This window comes from Desulfosporosinus sp. FKA (assembly GCF_002196785.1).
Classification (GTDB): Bacteria; Bacillota; Desulfitobacteriia; order Desulfitobacteriales; family Desulfitobacteriaceae; genus Desulfosporosinus; species Desulfosporosinus acididurans.
The window spans coordinates 161,918-181,341 of the sequence record NZ_NAHZ01000033.1 but is presented as its reverse complement, the minus strand read 5'-3'; the positions used below and the strand labels follow the sequence as shown (position 1 = coordinate 181,341).

The 19,424-nt window shown below is 40.6% G+C and carries 17 protein-coding genes and 2 riboswitches; of the genes, 5 read left to right on the top strand and 12 right to left on the bottom strand.

Features of this window, described 5'->3' with window-relative positions; translation table 11 throughout:
* The first annotated feature begins 132 nt into the window (after positions 1 to 132).
* Positions 133 to 272, top strand: a riboswitch (cyclic di-AMP (ydaO/yuaA leader).
* A 3-nt stretch (positions 273 to 275) separates the two neighbouring features.
* Complete coding sequence (locus tag B5771_RS20150) at positions 276 to 1,031, top strand: C40 family peptidase (protein ID WP_088189135.1); 756 nt, start codon at positions 276 to 278, stop codon at positions 1,029 to 1,031.
* Positions 1,032 to 1,176: 145 nt separating this feature from the next.
* On the opposite strand, the gene B5771_RS20145 is transcribed toward B5771_RS20150, so the two are convergent.
* Positions 1,177 to 2,808: a cell wall-binding repeat-containing protein gene (locus B5771_RS20145; RefSeq protein ID WP_088189134.1), complete on the bottom strand. Its 1,632-nt coding sequence runs from the start codon at positions 2,806 to 2,808 to the stop codon at positions 1,177 to 1,179.
* Positions 2,809 to 3,183: 375 nt separating this feature from the next.
* Between B5771_RS20145 and B5771_RS20140 the strand changes: the two genes are divergently transcribed.
* On the top strand, positions 3,184 to 3,900 hold the full coding sequence (locus B5771_RS20140) for a Bax inhibitor-1 family protein (RefSeq protein ID WP_088189133.1): 717 nt from the start codon (positions 3,184 to 3,186) through the stop codon (positions 3,898 to 3,900).
* Between the two features lie 183 nt (positions 3,901 to 4,083).
* The gene (locus tag B5771_RS20135; protein ID WP_088189132.1) at positions 4,084 to 5,193 is read left to right on the top strand and encodes an endospore germination permease; all 1,110 of its coding nucleotides are present in this window, start codon (positions 4,084 to 4,086) and stop codon (positions 5,191 to 5,193) included.
* Here B5771_RS20135 and B5771_RS20130 read toward each other — a convergent pair.
* Positions 5,137 to 6,246, bottom strand: coding sequence for an HD-GYP domain-containing protein (locus B5771_RS20130; protein WP_242966912.1), 1,110 nt, complete (start codon positions 6,244 to 6,246; stop codon positions 5,137 to 5,139). The genes B5771_RS20135 and B5771_RS20130 overlap by 57 nt on opposite strands.
* An 88-nt stretch (positions 6,247 to 6,334) precedes the next feature.
* Positions 6,335 to 6,417, bottom strand: a riboswitch (cyclic di-GMP riboswitch).
* Between the two features lie 328 nt (positions 6,418 to 6,745).
* Between B5771_RS20130 and B5771_RS20125 the strand changes: the two genes are divergently transcribed.
* Positions 6,746 to 7,981 carry a D-alanyl-D-alanine carboxypeptidase gene (locus tag B5771_RS20125; RefSeq protein WP_088189131.1) on the top strand — a complete coding sequence of 412 codons (1,236 nt, stop codon included), beginning with the start codon at positions 6,746 to 6,748 and terminating at the stop codon, positions 7,979 to 7,981.
* A gap of 25 nt (positions 7,982 to 8,006) precedes the next feature.
* Positions 8,007 to 8,642, top strand: a complete 636-nt coding sequence (locus tag B5771_RS20120; RefSeq protein WP_088189130.1) for an MBL fold metallo-hydrolase — start codon at positions 8,007 to 8,009, stop codon at positions 8,640 to 8,642.
* 87 nt (positions 8,643 to 8,729) lie between these two features.
* Here the strand turns inward: B5771_RS20120 and B5771_RS20115 are convergent, their stop codons facing one another.
* From B5771_RS20115 to B5771_RS20075, 10 genes are all read right to left on the bottom strand, one after another.
* Entirely contained in the window at positions 8,730 to 9,191 is a 462-nt protein-coding gene (locus B5771_RS20115; RefSeq protein ID WP_207652721.1) for a CBS domain-containing protein, read from the bottom strand.
* A 73-nt stretch (positions 9,192 to 9,264) separates the two neighbouring features.
* Positions 9,265 to 10,926: an MFS transporter gene (locus tag B5771_RS20110; protein ID WP_242966911.1), complete on the bottom strand. Its 1,662-nt coding sequence runs from the start codon at positions 10,924 to 10,926 to the stop codon at positions 9,265 to 9,267.
* A 411-nt stretch (positions 10,927 to 11,337) separates the two neighbouring features.
* Positions 11,338 to 11,469, bottom strand: coding sequence for a hypothetical protein (locus B5771_RS25135; RefSeq protein WP_282433365.1), 132 nt, complete (start codon positions 11,467 to 11,469; stop codon positions 11,338 to 11,340).
* A 391-nt stretch (positions 11,470 to 11,860) separates the two neighbouring features.
* A complete protein-coding gene (locus tag B5771_RS20105) occupies positions 11,861 to 12,910 on the bottom strand; it encodes a M20/M25/M40 family metallo-hydrolase (protein WP_088189128.1) in 1,050 nt (349 codons plus the stop codon).
* 153 nt (positions 12,911 to 13,063) lie between these two features.
* Positions 13,064 to 13,570 carry a HyaD/HybD family hydrogenase maturation endopeptidase gene (locus B5771_RS20100; RefSeq protein WP_172408325.1) on the bottom strand — a complete coding sequence of 169 codons (507 nt, stop codon included), beginning with the start codon at positions 13,568 to 13,570 and terminating at the stop codon, positions 13,064 to 13,066.
* Between the two features lie 33 nt (positions 13,571 to 13,603).
* Complete coding sequence (cybH, locus tag B5771_RS20095; protein WP_088189126.1) at positions 13,604 to 14,344, bottom strand: Ni/Fe-hydrogenase, b-type cytochrome subunit; 741 nt, start codon at positions 14,342 to 14,344, stop codon at positions 13,604 to 13,606.
* Between the two features lie 13 nt (positions 14,345 to 14,357).
* Entirely contained in the window at positions 14,358 to 16,070 is a 1,713-nt protein-coding gene (locus B5771_RS20090) for a nickel-dependent hydrogenase large subunit (RefSeq protein WP_047808068.1), read from the bottom strand.
* Positions 16,071 to 16,127: 57 nt separating this feature from the next.
* Positions 16,128 to 17,228, bottom strand: coding sequence for a hydrogenase small subunit (locus B5771_RS20085; RefSeq protein ID WP_242847037.1), 1,101 nt, complete (start codon positions 17,226 to 17,228; stop codon positions 16,128 to 16,130).
* Positions 17,229 to 17,439: 211 nt separating this feature from the next.
* The gene (locus B5771_RS20080; protein ID WP_088189125.1) at positions 17,440 to 18,327 is read right to left on the bottom strand and encodes a GNAT family N-acetyltransferase; all 888 of its coding nucleotides are present in this window, start codon (positions 18,325 to 18,327) and stop codon (positions 17,440 to 17,442) included.
* Positions 18,328 to 18,364: 37 nt separating this feature from the next.
* Positions 18,365 to 19,267, bottom strand: coding sequence for a phosphatidylglycerol lysyltransferase domain-containing protein (locus B5771_RS20075; RefSeq protein WP_088189124.1), 903 nt, complete (start codon positions 19,265 to 19,267; stop codon positions 18,365 to 18,367).
* Positions 19,268 to 19,424 lie beyond the last annotated feature (157 nt).

The following is a 19,424-nucleotide window of genomic DNA, read 5'->3' as shown; positions in this document are numbered from 1 at the left end:
CTCTGATTCGTATGGTAATTATTACAATGGTATCGTTATGTCTAAAAATGGCTCTTTACCAAATATTACACATTTCGTTTTAGAGGATATTGGCGAATTCTGTCGAATTCTTGTTTATGAAAAATATGACAAAGAAAAATAAAGCTGAATCTAGAGATTACTCTAGAGCGGGGGATTTTATTTCTATACGGGGTGAATCGCCACTATGGCGTAGGGCTGTTACCTTCGCCCGAATCCGACAACTAACCTCGTAAGCTATGAAAGGTGAAAAGGGAATGAAATTGTCTCCAGGCCTGTTCCGACTATCAGGTGTCATTCTATCCGGAATGCTCTTGGTGGGGAATGTTTTAATGCCATCAACGTCTCAAACCTTGAGTTTCGATTCTTTCACGAATCCTAGCAAATTGGATTCCTTTTCAACGTCGTTCATTGTTCCTCAATTTATTCACCAACGGTTATCTTCAGAGAAAACAGAGCCAATCTATAAAGCAGCAGCAACCGTTACAGCAGCTGCTCCAAAGAATAATCAAATTCAGGCGAAAACTACGCAAACAGCGGAAAGCTCTCTTCCTAAAAGTACATCATCAGTACATATAACTCAAGTTGCTCAGGCTGTGTCAAATAATACTAGGACTGATGAGACCAATGTATCTCGCGGCGACATTAACCATTCTGACATCATCGACCATGCTGTAAGTTTAGTGGGTAAGCCCTATATTTTTGGCGGGACAACGTTAAAAGGATTTGATTGTTCCGGATTTACTCAGTATGTTTATGCTGGATCTGGTATTTCTCTTCCTCGAACATCTTATGCCCAATATGCTTCAGGCGATTCTGTCAGCGAGAGTAACCTCCAACCGGGAGACTTAGTTTTCTTTTCTACGTATTCTAAGGGAGCATCTCACGTAGGTATTTACATCGGCGGCGGGAAATTTGTTCATGCTGATAACCCTAAAAAAGGGGTAACTATTACCAACTTGAGTGACAGCTTTTATGTTAAAAATTATCTTGGAGCCCGAAGGTATAAATAATTCGCCGTTAATTAACAGCCATATTATTTTAATAAAAAAGTGCTTTGGCGTAACTCAGCCAAAGCACTTTTTTCTCATATATCCCCCCAAACCACCCACTTCCACTTACAAGAAGTGGGTGGCATCTGGATAAACTAGGCTAATGTCAGTTTGTCTTCATAAAAATGAAATTAACCGGATCTGTAGAAGGAGTAAAACTCGTTGGATGATTTAGGTAACCTGTATAAGCGGAAGTGCCTGTTATTATATTATTACCTGTTATATGTGGAATACCCATATTATAAATTTCTAAATACTTACCGATTAAAACAAAATTATCTTCTTCAGTCCAGCTGGAGTTTGTAATTTTGATCATTGTACTATTGGGAAAAGAATACGCAGCTTTATAATTAGTCGTATATCCGGTATTTTCTTGAGAGACTTCTAAGGTTCCATCATTTTCAAAGTTTAAGGTGTATTTTCCATCAGATGTTGTCCATGTGCCCAAAATATCTTGCTGAATTTGATCAACTGTTATAATAGGAATTGGATTCTCATGTCTAACCTCAACGGTAGCTATAGGCTTAACCGTTGTCGATTCAGCAATTGTACCTGTTACGCAAAAACTACCCGCTGATCCATACCTGCTTGATTCTATAATTGGCCAAGTGACATTTACTGTTTTGGTTGTCCCATCCATCATAGTAGCCGTTACCGTTGAAGGCAGCACTGGGGCAATTCCGATTGCAGTTGTTACACTAACAGGACTTAAATGACTTACTCCGGCCTTTCCCTGTGCTAACCCTGACATAACACTATCAGGGATAACAACTGTTCCGCCAAATATATCAACGGTAGGTGTTACATTGCTGTCACCGTTTAAACCATTGGCAATTCTGTCTTGATAATAACTTCTTGTCACATCTGCCGGAGAATTGTTGATTAAAATTATAGGAGCAGCAATTTTTGAGGCTAGAGCACTTCCGCTTAGGGCATCAGGAAATTGTTCACCGGAAGCTACAGTTGTAATTTTAGTGCCAAAAACACTGGCGAATTGATTGTTAACAGCAATATTTGTGCTATAGCTGTCATTACCAGCAATCCTTTCATAATTGGGAAATTGATTAGCAACACTATCACTAATTTCATCGGAATCACCGATAACATAAGTCTTGACAATACCGTTGTTTGCAGAAATATAGTTTTTAACCGATTCAGGGATACTGTCTTGAGATACAAGAATGATTGGATCTTGTTTAATTGCTGCGACAGGTGAAATTGAAAGAGCATCGGTGAAATCGTCAGAAGTACAAACAAACAGCATCGTTGGTGACGAGGTCACTTGCTTAGCTACAGCTATTGCAGTTTCATATTTATCGTACCCATAAATCCTATTGGTTGTTATCCCCATTGCTTGTAGTTCAGTATCTATAGCAGCAGAGATCACTCCAGTACCACCTATTATTGTAACATTTTTGGTTTTCAAATCAGTTAATGTTTTTTTGGTGATTGCCGGCAGCGTTGTGCTCTCAGTAAGTAATATCGGGGCATCATATTTTTTTGCCAGGGGTACAGCAGCAAGACTATCCGTGAAATTACCTCCAAAGGCTAAGATACAATTTGTTGAACCATTAGGCCAACCTTGTTCGGCAATTGTGCTTGACGTTTCATAACGATCTTGACCTGCCATTCTATTGATAACGGGAGAAATGGTTGACGTATCCGTTGAAGCCAATACGGGGAGAACAGACGAAAATGTAAATAACGCGGTTAGAAACAAAGTCGGTAATTTCCTCATAGAATCATTTCCCTACTTTCAGGTTTCTTAATTTACTATAATCTGCCTAACCTTATGAACAACTCAAAAAACCAGAGTCGAGACGCTTCGTCAGTTATTAAAGCCTTATAAAATTTACGTATATGTATGCATCAACTCCTTAAAACCTCAAACAATATCTAAAATCAATAGAATTGATAAACTAAACTTCGTTTTTGTAGTAGCTGAAAACATAGTTCAGGTATTTTGTATTATAGGTGAATTTAGAAGGAATTTGGTAAAGAACTTTTTAAGGTTTTGTGAAATTTTAGAGATTTGTTAGTAAAGTAAGGAATGTCGTGATACTATAAGGTTAAAGTCACTAATCTAAAAACAAACGAAAGAGGTGTAACGCTAATGTCACCATTTGAAAATTCATCCCATTATTATCAAAATCCTTATGTTATTGACATTAAAAAGGTCAAGACTGTTTCGTTATCCCAGGTCATGGGCCTTTTATCCTTTATGTTCTTAGCGATGGCTGCCGGAGCTTTTCTAGTACCTCCGCAATATTTTATGCCTGCTGCTATCTTGGAATTTTTGTTGCTCTTTATTATTCCGATCGTGAGCCGACGAGCCGTCGTACGAGGAGACGATCCTGCTGCCGGTTTAACTGCAGGACTGGCCCTGCTCTTTGCAGCATGTGCGGGAGCTGTTCTTGGACCAATCGTCCAAGCTCTAGCCGCAACGACTGAAGGACTTTTAGTACTTGGGCAAGCTGCTTTAGTAACCTTTATCGTCTTTGCCGCTTTTGGTGCTTATGGGCTCATGACAAAGCGTAATATAAGCGGTATGGCAAAAGCACTCTTTATTGGCTTATTAGTCCTGCTGGGAGTTACAATTCTTTCAACGATTTTCAGCAGCTTTTTCAGTCCTTTCGGTTTGCTGATCGGTTTAGGAGGCGCTATTCTTTTTTCCCTGATGACGGCCTTAGATTTTCAAAGAGCAAAATATAGCCGTGCTGACAATGCTGTTTTAGTCACCCTAAGCATCTTTTTAGATTTCATTAATTTGTTTACATTTATTCTAGATATATTTCTTATCTTTGGCGGCGGCGGAATTCGCAAACGTTAATACGCATAACATTCCAAAAACAAAGCAGCCCTGTTTCGGTATTGAACGAAACGGGGCTGCTTTGTTTTTCTGTTGGAGGATAATTGAATGATTGACGGGTAAAACTAATGGATACCATGTTTGTTTTCGAAATTTGACATAACTGTTAAACAAACATGAGAAGCTAACAACGGGAAGGGAACTATGGAAAGAATTTCAGCACACCAATTCATGACCTTAGGAGCATCTGTACTCATGGGCGGAACTTTCCTTCTCATAGCTACTTTTGTTACCGAAGCAGGCGGACGAGACGGTTGGATGTCTATTATGCCTGCCTTTGCTTTAACAATTCCTTACGGTATTATGATACTTTCATTATCAACCCAATACCCCCGCAAGAGTTTGTTGAATATTTCGGAAATTATCTTTGGCAAATGGACTGGCAAAATTATAGGTTCTCTCTATATTGTGATATCTTGTTATTATGGCGGGTTACTTTTGGCTTTTATCGGAATTATTTATGAACAATCTATCATGCCCTTGGTGCCTCGTTGGGTCTTTTACCTTGGTGGTCTGCTTCTAGTATTCTATTTGGCATCTTCCGGAATCGAAGTCTTTGCTCGCTTTTCCGAAGTCCTCTTGCCCATCATCGTTGTTGCCTTAGTTTTTAACATTGTCCTAACAGTTCCGCGAATTGAACAGAACGAACTTCTTCCTTTTTTCGGAAACGGAGTGAAGCCTCTTTTATGGAGCGCTATTAAAGTAATACCCTTTCCAATGGTCTATTCCATGTTCTTAGCAGGAATTATAACATTTCTGCCTCATAACAATCAGCAAGGAAAAAGCCAATTTAAGACGGGGATTTGGCGTGCAGCTTTTCTAGTTGGAATTTTAAATACTATCGTAGTTTTAATTCAAATTCTTGTCTTTGGACCAAGAGAAACAGTTCGTTTATCCTTTGGCATTCTCGAATTGGGCAAAATGGTAGAATTAAGCAGGACCGTGGCCGGCGTGGAATCGTTATTTATGGGAGTTTGGCTTGGAGCCTTAGTAATAAAATGTTGTGCTTTCTTTTATATGACGACTTGGGGATTAGAAACTGTGCTAAATTTGAAAGGCATAAAATGGCGGTTCTTATTATGTGCCGCTTTTCTAGGAATTGCTTTCGGGGTAAAAAAAGGATTCTATTTAAGTACAAAGCTTTCTTTTGCTGAAAGTTACCTTATTTTTCCTTTTGTTTCCATTTGGATTCCCATCCTATGGATAGCCTCGCATTGGAAGGTTAAACTCAATACGCCCAATAAAACGAGTTAAATCTTGCATTAAATCTATATATTGTTCCTTGTTGATTAACCGCCCTTTATTATCTTTTAACAGACGTATCAGAGGCCGTGTAGGCATTTGCATGGGAACAGCCGCAACTACTCCTATTTCACCGGTATTAAGTGTTATAACTGCATTTTCCGGATATAAGATTAGACTTTCACGAAAAGCTTTCACCACTGTGGGATTATAACCCTTTCCCGCCCCTGCAATGATCATCTCCAAAGCATAGTAAGGCGGCAAACCTTTTCGATAGGGTCTGTCGGCAGTTAAGGCGTCAAACACGTCGGTCACAGCTACAATTTGAGCATCGAGATGTATGTCATCCTTTTTTAAACCGCAAGGATAGCCTGTGCCATTCCAGCGTTCATGATGTTTAATGACTGTCTCAAATACACTTGGCAATACCCGAGAGTTTTTAAGCATCTCCGCACCAAACTGTGGATGCTGCTTCATAAGAAGCAGCTCTTCCTCTGTCAAAGTTCCAGGTTTATTCAAAATTTCTTTAGGAATATTCAGTTTACCTAAATCATGCAAAAGAGCTCCCAGAATTAAATACTTAAGTTTTTTCTCACTATACCCCAAACGCCTAGCCGTCAACGTCGCTAAAATAGCCACGTTCAAGCTGTGCACAAAGGTCCCATAATCATGATGTCTAAATTGTTCTACGTCAAGTTGAACCATATTTAAATTCAAATATACATTAATAGGTCTTAATTGTTTGATAATTGTTTCCACAAGTTCGATTGTCTTTTTTATCTGTTCTTGACTAATAAGTTTTGCCTCATGATAAATATTCCATAAAGAACCAACTAATTTTTCATAGACATCCTTAGGAAAGGGTTTAATGATATTAGCCAAACGATTGTCATCTTCTTTTTTCTCCCAAATAAAAACCTCCCTATTTTCAAGAAGATCTCGAATACTTTCTGTAATTGGTTGTCCTTTATGTAATAACAATACACCAACCTTATCAAATAAATCGGCATTCGCTGTCATACTTGCAGCTAAATTCGTATGAACTTGCTTTAACAACCAATTCAAAAATTCTCCCTCCTCTTAATCTCTCTTAAACCTTCCTTATTAAAAATAAAAGCCGCCGAACTCAATGAACGGCGACACAGTTTCTTTGTTTGGTAACCCGGCTATCTATCATCTTTAGCTAGACCCGTGGCTTTGCGTCCTCAGCTCTCACTGAGTTTGCCTTTATCACTGAATGTTAAATTATCTCCTTACCTCATCAAAACGATTATTGCATCACTGAAAAGTAGTATATTATAAGATATGATAAAGTACAACATCCTTTAACTATTATAATGTATTTTTATCATATTATTACATTATTTATCATTTTATGACATCCATTAAGTTTAATTTGACATTATCTGAGTATATTAGACCTATTTCACATCGCTAGATATACTAATTGCCTATAATAAACTTATGTCCAAAATAAATATATTGCTCAGAAACCATTTGTCGAAACCGAACTCTTCCTGTAAAATTAAACTGTTCCTATTAATCTATTTAAGGAGGTTTTTTTATGTCTGGGACTCCGTCCACTTCCCCATCTCGCAAGGTTTCGATGGTTCCCATCAAAGGAATTTTGGTTTTACTCATTGCTGTGTTAGTATGCGCATTGGCCGTTGGTCGTTACAATGGTCCTCTGCCAACCGTGGAAGCGAAACTAACTACCACATCCTCTTCATTGCCCGGTCATTTTTCGGTAACATTTCCTGAACAGGGTGAATCAGCTGTTGGCACAGAAAATTTAGGTGTTATAACGTCAACCTCTAACCAATCACCCGTTCCAATTGCCAGCGTGACAAAAATTATGACTGCTTATTTAGTCTTAAAAGCTCATCCTTTACAACCGGGTCAATCCGGTCCCGCTTTAACTATGAGTGCCCAAGATTTCGCTGGTTATCAAAATGCTTTAAGCAATGGCTATTCATATTTAAAGATTGAAGAAGGGGAAACCCTCACTGAAAAGCAACTCCTGGAAGGTCTATTACTCCCTTCGGGAGACAATGTTGCCGATACCCTGGGGCGATGGGTATCCGGATCAGATGAAGCATTTGTTGCCAAAATGAACGAAACCGCAAAATCCCTGGGTATGACTAAAACTCACTATGCAGATGCCAGCGGTGTCAGCGAAACAACGGTCAGCACCGCTGTAGATCAAATAAAAATTGCTCAAGCAGCCATGCAAGACCCTGTTTTTCGTCAAATTGTTGCTATGCCGCAAGCGACTCTTCCTGTTGCCGGAACAGTATACAATGTCAATAGCATGGTTGGAAAACATGGCATTACAGGCATTAAAACAGGATCAACAACAGCAGCAGGCGGTTGTTTTGTCTCGGCAACACCCGTTGTTGCTGGCGATGAAACCCATTACATTATTGGTGCAGTTTTAGGTCAAGTTACTCAACAATCTCTCCAAAGTGCGCTTCAAGCAAATGCTGACATACTGGACCAAGTTCGCTCTCAATTCAAACTCTATACTTTAGACCAACCTGCCTCGGGTTACGGCGAACTTACAACGGCTTGGGGCAGCAACAGTCCGTTAAAGGCGTCTAAGTCTGTACAAATCTTTGGATATCCTGGCATGAAAGTCAACTATTCCATAGATCCCCAAACTACTAAATTACCAATGCCAGCCACCAGTAATCGTGCCACCTTGAAAATTAAATCCGGCGAAGAAGTCCAATCTATTCCGCTTCAAAATTTACAGTCTATAAATCCACCCGGAGTTTTATGGCGGCTTATTCGTTTTTAATCATTTCCTAGGAGAGGTGATAACAATGCATATTCGTTGGTTTGGTCACTCCTGCTTTCTTTTTACTAATCAGGAGGGCCTAAAAATCCTGACAGACCCCTTTAATGAAAAAGTGGGATACCCTCTTCCTGAAGTTAATACGGACATTATTACCGTGAGCCATCATCACCATGACCACGATTATATTCAAGGTCTTCCCGGAAAACCTCTAATTATTGATGAAGAGGGTCAGCACAATATTTCCGGTCTATCGCTAACAGGCACAAAAACATTTCATGATGACGACCTGGGATCCAAACGCGGCAAGAATGTTCTTTTTTCATTTACAATGGATGGTGTCACCGTTGTCCATTTAGGGGATCTTGGACATGTTCTAACCCCAGAACAGTTATCAAACGTCGGACAAGTAGATATCGTCTGTATTCCCGTGGGAGGCTTTTATACCATAGACGCTGAACAAGCTTATCAAGTAATCCGTCAGCTGAATCCCAAGATTATTTTACCAATGCATTATAAACGGGATGATACAATTTCATTGCCTATTGCCGGTGTTGATAGTTTCCTTAAACACTTTGATTTAATTAAAAAAGCAAAAGATCTAAATATCTCTTCCTCGTCCTTGCCTCAAAGCCAAGAAGTTGTTGTCCTGGAGTTATCATAGACAAAAGCCCCCACCTTGGAACTGATAAGGATCAGTTTCACAAGATGGGGGCTTTGCCGTGCTGTCAAATTAATCGGATGCTTAGGCTTAGTGGATAAAGTTATTTACGATATATCGCACAATGTCTCCGCGACTAATAATACCTACAAGTTTCCCCTGGGAAACAACAGGGACCTTCTTGATTTTTTTATTGCCTAAAACTTTTGCCACTTGATCCAGATCCTCTTCTGCTTCCACGGTTATAACCCGTTTGGTGGCAATTTCCATAACATTGCAATTCATGAGATTTTTAATTTTGTCATCAAAGGTTTCCGTATCTACCCACGAGGCCGAATTAAACGCGTCGATAAAGAAAATCTTTGGATCCTGATAGCCGATATTTTTCATGATATCACCATCGCTGATAAAACCGATTGGTTCATTCTTGTCATTGATGACAGGAACTCCGCTGATCCGATGTTCAACAAAAGCCTGAAGAACCGTTTTTACTGAATCATGATTACTTACCGATACGGCCTGCTTTACCATAGTTTCAAATGCTTTTGCCATAATTACCCCACCTCTTTAAAGTAATTGTTAATTTCATTGTAGTTATTATCATAAGAAAAAATTTTTTAGTTTACTATTGAAGGGGCTGAGTTGTCTTTCCTCGCATATAGGAAGCCACCGCCCCAATGATTGACAACACGGCAGAAATGTAAAAAGCAATTCGCAAACTAGACATTACTGCAGGAGCAATTAGTTTAGGAAAGAAAACCGTCCCAAGAATCAGCTGCTGACTTGCTTGAGGCAGATTATGGAGAACAGCCGCAGGTAACAGTTGGGCCATCGGGTTATAACCTAAAAAGGCGGCGAACAAAGCTCCCGTCGGCGGTAAGTTGGCAACCGTTTGGGCGGTCGCTGCTGGAACGCCTGCACCGATAAGTCCTTGGTACATGGTGGCAGGCAAATGATGAGCTAAGCCAATGATCAATATACTGAAATATAATGTCATACTTAAAGCCGATCCTGTATTTTGTAAGGTAGCACGCATACCGGAAGAAGCTCCTCGATGCTCGGGAGGAACAGTATTCATGATCGCCGTTGTATTAGGAGCAGCAAACATCCCCATTCCTATACCAGCAATCAGCAAGATAATAACAAAGGGCAAATAACTGAAGTTGGCCGGTAAAAAAGTTAATAAGATAAAAGCAAGCGTTGATAAGAGCATACCAATCGTAGCAAAGCCGCGGGCACCGAAACGGTCTGAAAGAAAGCCGCTTACCGGTCCCATGACAAAAAAGCCTAACATCATTGGGAGCATATAAATCCCCGCCCATAAAGGTGTTTGCTCAAAACTATAGCCGTGAAGAGGAAGCCAAATTCCCTGAAGCCAGATGATCAGCATGAACTGTAATCCGCCTCGAGCTACTGATGATAAAAACAAACTGAGATTGCCGGCTGCAAAAGCTCTGATTTTAAATAATTCTAGACGAAACATAGGCGTCTCGGTAACGAGTTCAATATATATAAAGCCGGCTAAAAGAACAACTCCAAGAATAATGCCGCCAATAACCCAAGGATTACCCCAACCCATTTTCGATGTTCCATAGGGCATAATACCATATGTTAACGCTAGAAGAAGGGCTGTTAAGCCAACGGCAAAGGTACCATTTCCTAACCAGTCGATCTTCTCTTTTCTCAACAATAACCCTGTATCCTTTAATTTAAGATAGGCCCATATTGTACCCGTAAGGCCGACAGGAACACTGACTAGAAATACTAAACGCCATTGAATATCGGCTAAAAGACCGCCTAGGATTAGACCTACTAGGGAACCGCCGATGCCTAGGATTTGATTTAGTCCCATTGCCATGCCCCTTTGATTTGGTGGAAAGGCATCCGTAAGAATCGCAGTGCTGTTGGAAAACAGGAATCCTGAGCCAACCCCTTGCAAAAGGCGAAAGAGAATTAATTCAGTTGCTCCTATGCTCCCCTTTCCCGGGGTAAGAGCAAGTAAGATTGAAGCTGCCGTAAAAATAGCGAAACCTAGATTATATAAGCGGGCTCGGCCATATATGTCGGATATTCTACCAAAGGAAACTAATAGTGTGGCTGTCACCACGGTATACCCCATCAACAACCAGAGCAAATAAGCAGTACTTGCAGGAGCCATGGGATTAATTTGGATTCCTCTAAAAATTGCCGGAAGAGAAATCAATACAATATTTCCGTTGAGCATCGCCATAAATACTCCAAGTGTTGTATTTGACAATGCAATCCATTTATAACGTGAATTTTGCATAAACTTTGATCCTTCCCTGATTAAATTCGCCAAAATTACTAGCATAAATCATAATTGTCTTATTTTGTACCTTTTAAAGTATTACCATTCTGCAAATCATCAATTCTCTTAGAGATTTTATAGTCTACAACTAGAAAGAACGATAACCGCATCAACATTTTACATTTAGGCATGAAGACATCTAATAAAATCCAGGCCTTTTATTAAACAATAGCAATAGTTGTCGTCTTCCTTTCGCATATCTCTTTAAAAATGGCTTCCTCTGCAAACCACCTTATTTATAGTTTACGTCAACGTTACTTATTTTACAAATGTTATTTTTTCTTAGTTCTTATACTGTGGTATGAATTAATACAAACAGACTGCCAGCATTGCCAGCAGTCTGTGATATTTTAGATTTACAACTCCGATCTAAAAGATAACTCCAAGTGCAATTAAAATAAGAACTGCAATGGCAATAATCCCTGCTCCGATACAGCTGCCACCATATCCATAGCCGCCGCCATAACCGCCGAAACCTCCAAAGCCTCCATATCCGTACATAATTTATTCTCCTCTTTCTTTTTTAAATTCTTTAGAATACAATCCCCATAGCAATTAAAAGCAAGATAATTACTACAACGATTCCAATACCTGCTCCCCAGCCAAAACCTGCTCCACCGCCAGCTGCTCCAAATGCCATTCTCTTTTCCTCCTTTCTTGCAACCTAGTACACAATATGCCCAATACCCATATTTTTCCACTAAAATACGAAAAATTTCTTGCTGCCACTGGTATCACTAAATACCCTTTCAGCTGTAAGAACAAACAAATGAAGTTTGCACGTCCTTACAGCTCAAAAAAATAAAAGCCCGGCCTTAATGGCTAGAAGCTTTTAAAGACATTTTATCAATTCGTACTACTACTCGCTTATCTTAATTTACATTCGAGTCGACTAAAAAGCGATGGCTTGAACAGCGTTATAGAGAATTTTATTCGCCAAAGCAATTTTCTCCGGATTTACAAAATCAGGGACATCAGCCGGAGTATGATTCTTATAGAGCCAATCTTTAGCCATCATTGTTACTGCCGGAATATGATCCATATTGAAATACAGTTGATCACTATTATAACCATCATGTGAAGTCAAAGGTATGCTTATTTTTTCTGCGGAAGCGGCAGTCTGTACAGCTTGTACGGCCTTATTATCACTGCTGGCCCAAATAGAAAAATCCCTCAAAGGACCATTGCCAATGGTGTCAACATTAAATACAGCTTGAATTCCTTGAAGAGGAAACGTTGGCTTTTGCAAAAAGGAGAATGATCCCACAAAACCCATTTCTTCGGCACTCCAAAAAGCTAATATTACATTGCGTTTTGGTTTGACTCCTTCTTTAAGCAAACGACGCATGACATCAAGAATACAACCTACTCCGGAGGCATTATCATTGGCCCCGGGATAAAGAGAACCTTGAAATATACCTAGATGATCAAAGTGAGCGGATAAGATTACCGATTCATTCCTATTCGTTCCCATTACGCCCCCGATGACGTTTACACAGGGCGTGCGCAAATCTTGGGGATTACCGGGGCGAAACGTCAAACGCCCATGGAAAAATTCCTCAACGACAGGATAAACTGTAAAAGCATTTGTATAATTACGGGTATTATCTTCCATCAAATCGCCCAGAGGTTCCAGCCCTAAGCCTTCCAATTGTTCCATCAGATAGGCAGCAGCCTTTTCTGCCCCGACCGTTCCAGCCCGTCGACCTTGAATGTCTGACTTAGTTAAGGCAAAAATATCATCCATTGCCGTCTGGTTCAAATAGGAATCATCTTTGACGAGAATAGAATTCTCCGGCTTTAGGGACGAGTCCTTGGTCAGAATCGATGCTTGTACAACTTGAAGATTTACAAGTTCAGATATCTTTGACCAACCTAACCAGGGAAGTAATCCTGCTCCTAAACCTGCTATACATTTTAAGAAACTTCTTCTTGTCGGCATACGAACTTCCCCCTAACATTATAGCAGAAGCCTAATCTAACCTGCTCAAATTACCAGGCTAGTGATATTTTTAACGCAAAGATACTCTGTAATTTCTCATCCGCAAAACTAACTGCTATTATGAATATCGGCCAGTTCGTATGTAAACCTTAGCTAAGGTGTCTTCTTGAGCAAATTATCATGACGCCATTCTTCCAGACAGTTATTGACTCGAGCAACGGCCTCCGGAATACTTCTCTGCAGCGTCTCTGTTAATTCAGTCCCCCAGTCCAGACTCTCAGGCTGGATACCAATAACAACAATTTCCTCCGGTGTACGTCCTTGGAATCCGGCCCAGTACAAAACCTCTGCAAAGCTCATTTGATGTACAGAAAGTTTATTGCTTGTATACTTCGGCACTTCATCTCCACGCCACACAACTACCTCTCCTGGCTTTTTCCCCGCCTCAACAGCATCCAAAACGATCAGTCGTTTCGTATTCTCGACGAATTCTAATAATCTCAAGCCATCCGTTCCTCCATCAAGAAGGACAATTTCCGGAGGAAGATTATTTCGAAGCCGTTCTAAAAGATGAATACCAACCCCTTCGTCCTGGCGAATAGAATTTCCGAGTCCAAGTATTCCAATTTCAATTTGGTCTTCTATATTAACCTTATTCACGAATATGCCCCCCCGATCAATGCTCTGTACCCTTTATAAGGAATTATTTTGCGAGCTGACAGCACCTAAAGCTCCTGCTGAAATTGTCTCTGAAGAATGGTCCAAGTCAGGCGAGGCGCAACTATTGGTCTCAACAAATTTATAGCCGGTTATAATGGAGGAGACAGTTCCGTCTTTATCCAAAATGTCCTGGCGAAATAACATATAGAGATGACCGATCAAAAAGAGTGGATACCCCCAGGCAAGAAGATGATGCCAGATCCTAACGTTATATTCTCCACCTAAAACCGGAATTATCCAGCCAAATAGAGCAAACCAGGTTCCGTTCGGATCACTGCCGCTTTTCATCGCCATCCCGGTGATGATCATCATACTACCTGCCAACCAGATAAAACAAAGATACAATAAACTGGCTAGAGAATTATGACCTACATGAGGCGTCGATTTTTTTGAGAGAAACAGGTAATACTTAAGGGTTTTAAAGGTATCTTGCCAAAATGATTTTCTCCAAAAGCGGAGTTTTGCATAGTCATTGCCTGCCCAAAACCAATAGAGACGAAACAGCATATTAGCTGTAAAAATCAATGCCGTTACTACATGAACATAATGACAGGTACCCATGAGAAAATGACCGGCAGCCTCACCGCTGACAGTAAACGCCGGATGCCCGATATACATCCCTGTTATGAAAAGAATCGTAATGCAAAAGGCGTTGACCCAGTGAAATAAACGTATGGGAATCTGCCAGACATAAACTTGTTCTTTCTGAGTCATCAACTCTCCCCCCTTAACGTGATCTTACTCTTAGCATTTCCTGCCCGTTCTTGTTGAGAATATGCGTGGAACAAGCCAAACAGGGATCAAAGGAGTGAATAGTTCTTAAAATCTCGAGGGGCTGATTTTCTATAGCCATGGGGGTATCAAGGAGAGAGGCTTCATAAGCCCCTTTTTGTCCCTTAAGGTCACGCGGAGAAGCGTTCCAAGTTGTGGGTACGACTGCTTGGTAATTGCTGACCTTACCATCTTTGATACGTACCCAATGGCCGAGGGCTCCTCTGGGGGCCTCAGAAAAACCAATCCCCTGAGCTTCCTTAGGCCACGTCTGAGGTTCCCATTTTTCGGAGTTAAAGGTTACAGAGTCACCGGCTTTGATATTGGCAATAAGCTCATTGTAAAACCCGGCCAGATGATCCACACAATATTTAGATTCCAGAGCACGAGCCAAGGTGCGGCCAAGAGTTGAGAATAAAGCGCTAATTGGTAAATCGAGTTTGCGTAGTGCTTCATCAACCAGACCTTTCATTTCCTGGTTTCCTTTGGCATAGCCTATAACAAATCGGGCTAAGGGACCAACTTCCATGGCTTGTCCTTTCCAGCGGGGAGCTTTAATCCAACTATAGGATTTGTTTTCATCAAGGTTAGCATAGGGCGGTTTAGGTCCATCATACGAAGGGTTTGTTTCGCCATTCCAAGGATGGAGCCCAATAGTTTTGTCATCATACTTATACCAGGAATGAGATACAAATTCTTGGATTTGGTTAGGATCTTTGAGGTCAACATCATAGACTTTGCTGAGATCGCGATTCAAAATAACGCCACGCGGAAAGAGGAAGTGATCCGGGTCATTGATATCTGTCGCGGGAAGCCCGCCATATGCCAAATAATTACTCACTCCGCCTCCCCAAAGCTCGTTTTTATAAAAACCGGCGATGGCCAGGATGTCCGGCATAAGGACTTGATCTACAAAAGTCCGAGCTTCATCAATCTTAGATTTAACAAGATTTAATCGTTCCATATTTATAACGTCATTGTCGTTTAAGTTAATAGCACAGGCCATTCCGCCGACGGCATAGTTGGGATGAGGATTCTTTCCGCCGAAAATAGTATGGATTTTAACAATTTCCTTTTGCCATTCTAATGCTTGGAGATAGTGCGCAACCCCCATTAAATTAGCTTCAGGCGGAAGCTTGTATGCCGGATGTCCCCAGTAAGCATTTGCAAATATCCCAAGCTGTCCGCTTTCTACAAAGGTTTTAATTTTCTGTTGAACGTCCTTAAAATATCCCGGCGATGACAAGGGCCAATTAGAGATTGAAGCGGCAAGAGCCGATGTTTGTGCCGGATCGGCTTTTAGGGCGCTGACAACATCAATCCAATCGAAGCCGTGGAGATGATAAAAATGTACGATATGATCATGTAAATGAAGAGCAGCAGTCATTATGTTGCGGATAAGGTTAGCATTTTTGGGTATTTTGATACTTAATGCATCTTCGACTGCCCTGAGGGATGTCAAAGCATGAATATGCGTGCATACACCACAGATTCTTTGAACGAAAGCCCAGACATCTCGGGGATCGCGGTTTACGACTATTTTCTCAATTCCGCGAAAAATTGTTCCAGAGCTTAAGGCATCTGTAATTTTTGTGCCATCAAGATTAACTTCAATTCTCAAATGTCCTTCAATACGTGTAATAGGGTCAATGACTATTCTTTTGGCCATCTACAATCCCTCTCTAAATCAGTTTTTTTCCCTCAATAGATTTCGAGTCAACTAACGTTAATTACCAGATTTATCTTTAGGAGAATTATGTGTGGAAGTTTTGCCTGCCTTGCCGGCTGCTGTAGCCAAAGCATGGGCGCCAGCAGCAGCACCGGCAACTCCTAAGCCAATAAGACCTATTTGATCAGGGTTCTTTCCAATCACATGGTTGGGTACATCCGCGAGATGAGTGTAGAAAGGTCCCTTATCAAAGAAATGATCTTCTGAACAGCCCAAACAGGGATGGCCAGATTTAATGGGATAGCTAAGGCCATCATTCCATTGGGTAATCGCACAGGCATTATAAGTTGTCGGACCTTTGCAGCCCATTTTATAGAGGCACCAACCTTGCTTAGCCCCTTCATCATCAAAGGATTCTACAAACTGACCGGCGTCAAAAAAAGCCCGGCGGTTGCAATTATCATGGATTCGGTGTTGATAAAAAGCTTTGGGACGGCCTTGATTGGTCAATTCAGGCAGCGTACCGAAGGTTAAATAATAAACAATCGTACCTGTAATGACTTCGGCGATCGGCGGACAACCAGGAACATTAATTACTGGCTTGTTGGTAATAATTTCTTTAACGGGGACAGCATTAGTCGGATTAGGTGCTGATCCTTGAACACAGGCATTCACAGCGCAAGAGCCATAGGCTACAACGGCAAGAGCACCTTCGGCAGCTTCCTCTAAGACGCTCTGGGTCGTTTTCCCCCCAATGGTGCAGTAGACTCCTCCATCACCGGTGGCTACACTGCCTTCGACAACAAGCAAGTATTTGCCGAAGAAATCTTTCATAGTTTTCTGCTTAGCTGCTTCGGCTTGATCCCCTGCGGCAGCCTGAAGAACTTCCATATAATCAAGAGAAATCATGTTCAAAATCAGATCTGCCACTAAGGGATGTCCGGAACGAATAAATGATTCCGAGCAACAGGTACATTCTTGCAAATTAAGGTAAATGACCGGAATACGCGGTTTTGTCTCCATGGCATTGACAATCTTTGGTAAAGCTGATGCTTCTAAGCCTAACATTGCCCCCATAGCTGTACAAAATTTAAGAAAATTACGGCGTGAAATTCCTTTCTTCAGCGCCCATTGGTAATAGCTTTCTTTCTCTTCCAAGCTCATCGCCCCCTCTTTATAACCATTCGCTCTCTATATTCCCCTTATTATTTAAATATTCGCCAAAAAGAGATAAATTCCTTCGTTCAATTTAAAATAATTTTCAACTAATATTTATTAATACAAAAAACCTCCACCCGCAATTTGGAAGGAGGTTTTAGAATAACCATAAAAAACGCCCCAACCATTTTGACTGGTGGGGCGTTTTTATCTAATCAAAGGCTAAGCCCAGATATCCAAAATTCTCCTGAGAATTAGTCCCTTCAAATTCCTCAGGTGCCTTAATCATTCCAAAAGGACGCACAATTCCCTCTAAATACTTGCCAAAACGAGGATGGGTACGCAGAACATATTCATCTGCCGGTATTTCCTGAACTATCTGTTTAATAGCTGGGACCATTAAATCTGCCGGAATTAAAATCTCTTTGATTAGTACCTTCTGAGGACTTAGTCTTTCAACCGCTAAGCATCCCGCAATTTTTTCAATATCTATGGCATAAATGTCTGCTCCGGAAAGTTGAGACAGTTTTTTTTGGTAAACAATGTCCTCATCTGAGTAAGAAATATAGGAACTACCCTGAAGTTGATGATTCCTGCGACGATTATAATCCTCAGGTGTGATAGGGTAAATTCGACACTCGCCCTGTTGATAAACCGGTAAGGCAGCTACACTGCTGTAATTAAGTTGAGTCTCCTTAATATAGAATCCATTACGGAACCCCAGTTTACGGTAAAAGTCAAATAGTTTCAGACTTGCCGGAACCAGCACGAAAACCTCGGCTTTAGACGGTTTAAGATATTGGCAGCTGTAGTCAATTAACTTAGAAGCCAGACCTTGATTCTGGTATTCCGGGACTGTAGCAATAGCATAGAGCATAGCGGTACTATAACTACAATGTTCAGAAATCACGGTTTTAACCGGCATCATTGTGAGCATTGCTAATATTTGCCTGTCATTAAGCAAAACAGCTGTTTCATCTGCCTTATACCTATGGGCAAAAAAGAAATTGATATAACGCTCAGGATCACCAAAACAAAGTTTCCATATTTCTTTTTGTTGTTTTTCCTCACCTATTTCAGCCAACCGCATTTCATGCATTGAACTTTAATCTCCACCTGACTGTCTATAAAATTATTTACCCTTCAAAATAAGTACCCAGATGTTTTTCTTCCATTTTGTCCGGATGATAAGACAGTTTTGCTTTTCTTAACCCTTCAACACCCATATCTTCCTCACGATTTACATACACTAGATCAGGGTACTTCTCCTTAATAGTTGCCGTAAACTCACGATTTATCATTTGATAAGCCCCCGGAATGTAACCAAATGCTTTTTCAACATGAATAACATACGTATCCGAATTTAGTTTTTCCCCCATTGTATAGGCGATTACTTTGCCTTCTAACCGAATCAGTCCGCCCTCTATACCTAGTTCGGCAAAATTATTGAAGCAACGGCGGACAGCGCAGTTTTCCTCAGCAATACTTCCTTCATCGCAGGGATTAATTTTACACCATTCTTTATTCATTTCCCAACAATCAGAAAGGTTATCTAAGGTGATTTTTTCAAAAGCCCAGTCCTGATTTTCCTTCTTGAATCGGTTAATATAATTTCGTTTTGAGTGAAGAGAATTGCCCGCAAGAGAAACAAGCTTGTCTAAAAAATAAACATAATCGAAACTATCGCGCATCTCACGATATTCAAAGTGCTCCGGATACAAGGAATTTAGCTGTTTTATATTTTCAGGTGAAAGCCCGGCTAAAACAAATTCATGTCCGCAGGAGACAGCATCTTGCTTCATAGCCTCCAATACAATCATAAGATTTCCTGACCCAGCAGGGTAAAAATAATAGGGTACATCATCCATAACTCCTTTGACCACCAAAAAACCATCTACCTGGGCAACACGATAGTGATAGATCTTTGACCAGGCAAATATATTGGTAAAGTTCTGATGGCATCCACTCAAATCAGCTGCAGTAAGAAGTGGTTCCATCCATTTTTTGTCGTCTAAATCTACATCTTTAAAGTCAATCATATTTTCTCCGCCAATCTGTCTTAGTTCATCTTAATCGACCAAACTATACTATACCACATCTTATAAAATTCCCTTAGCGGAATTTAAAAAAAGTCACAGATTCACTATTATTCATTAGTATTCCCCATACCATAGTTCAAATAGACACCCCCAAGAA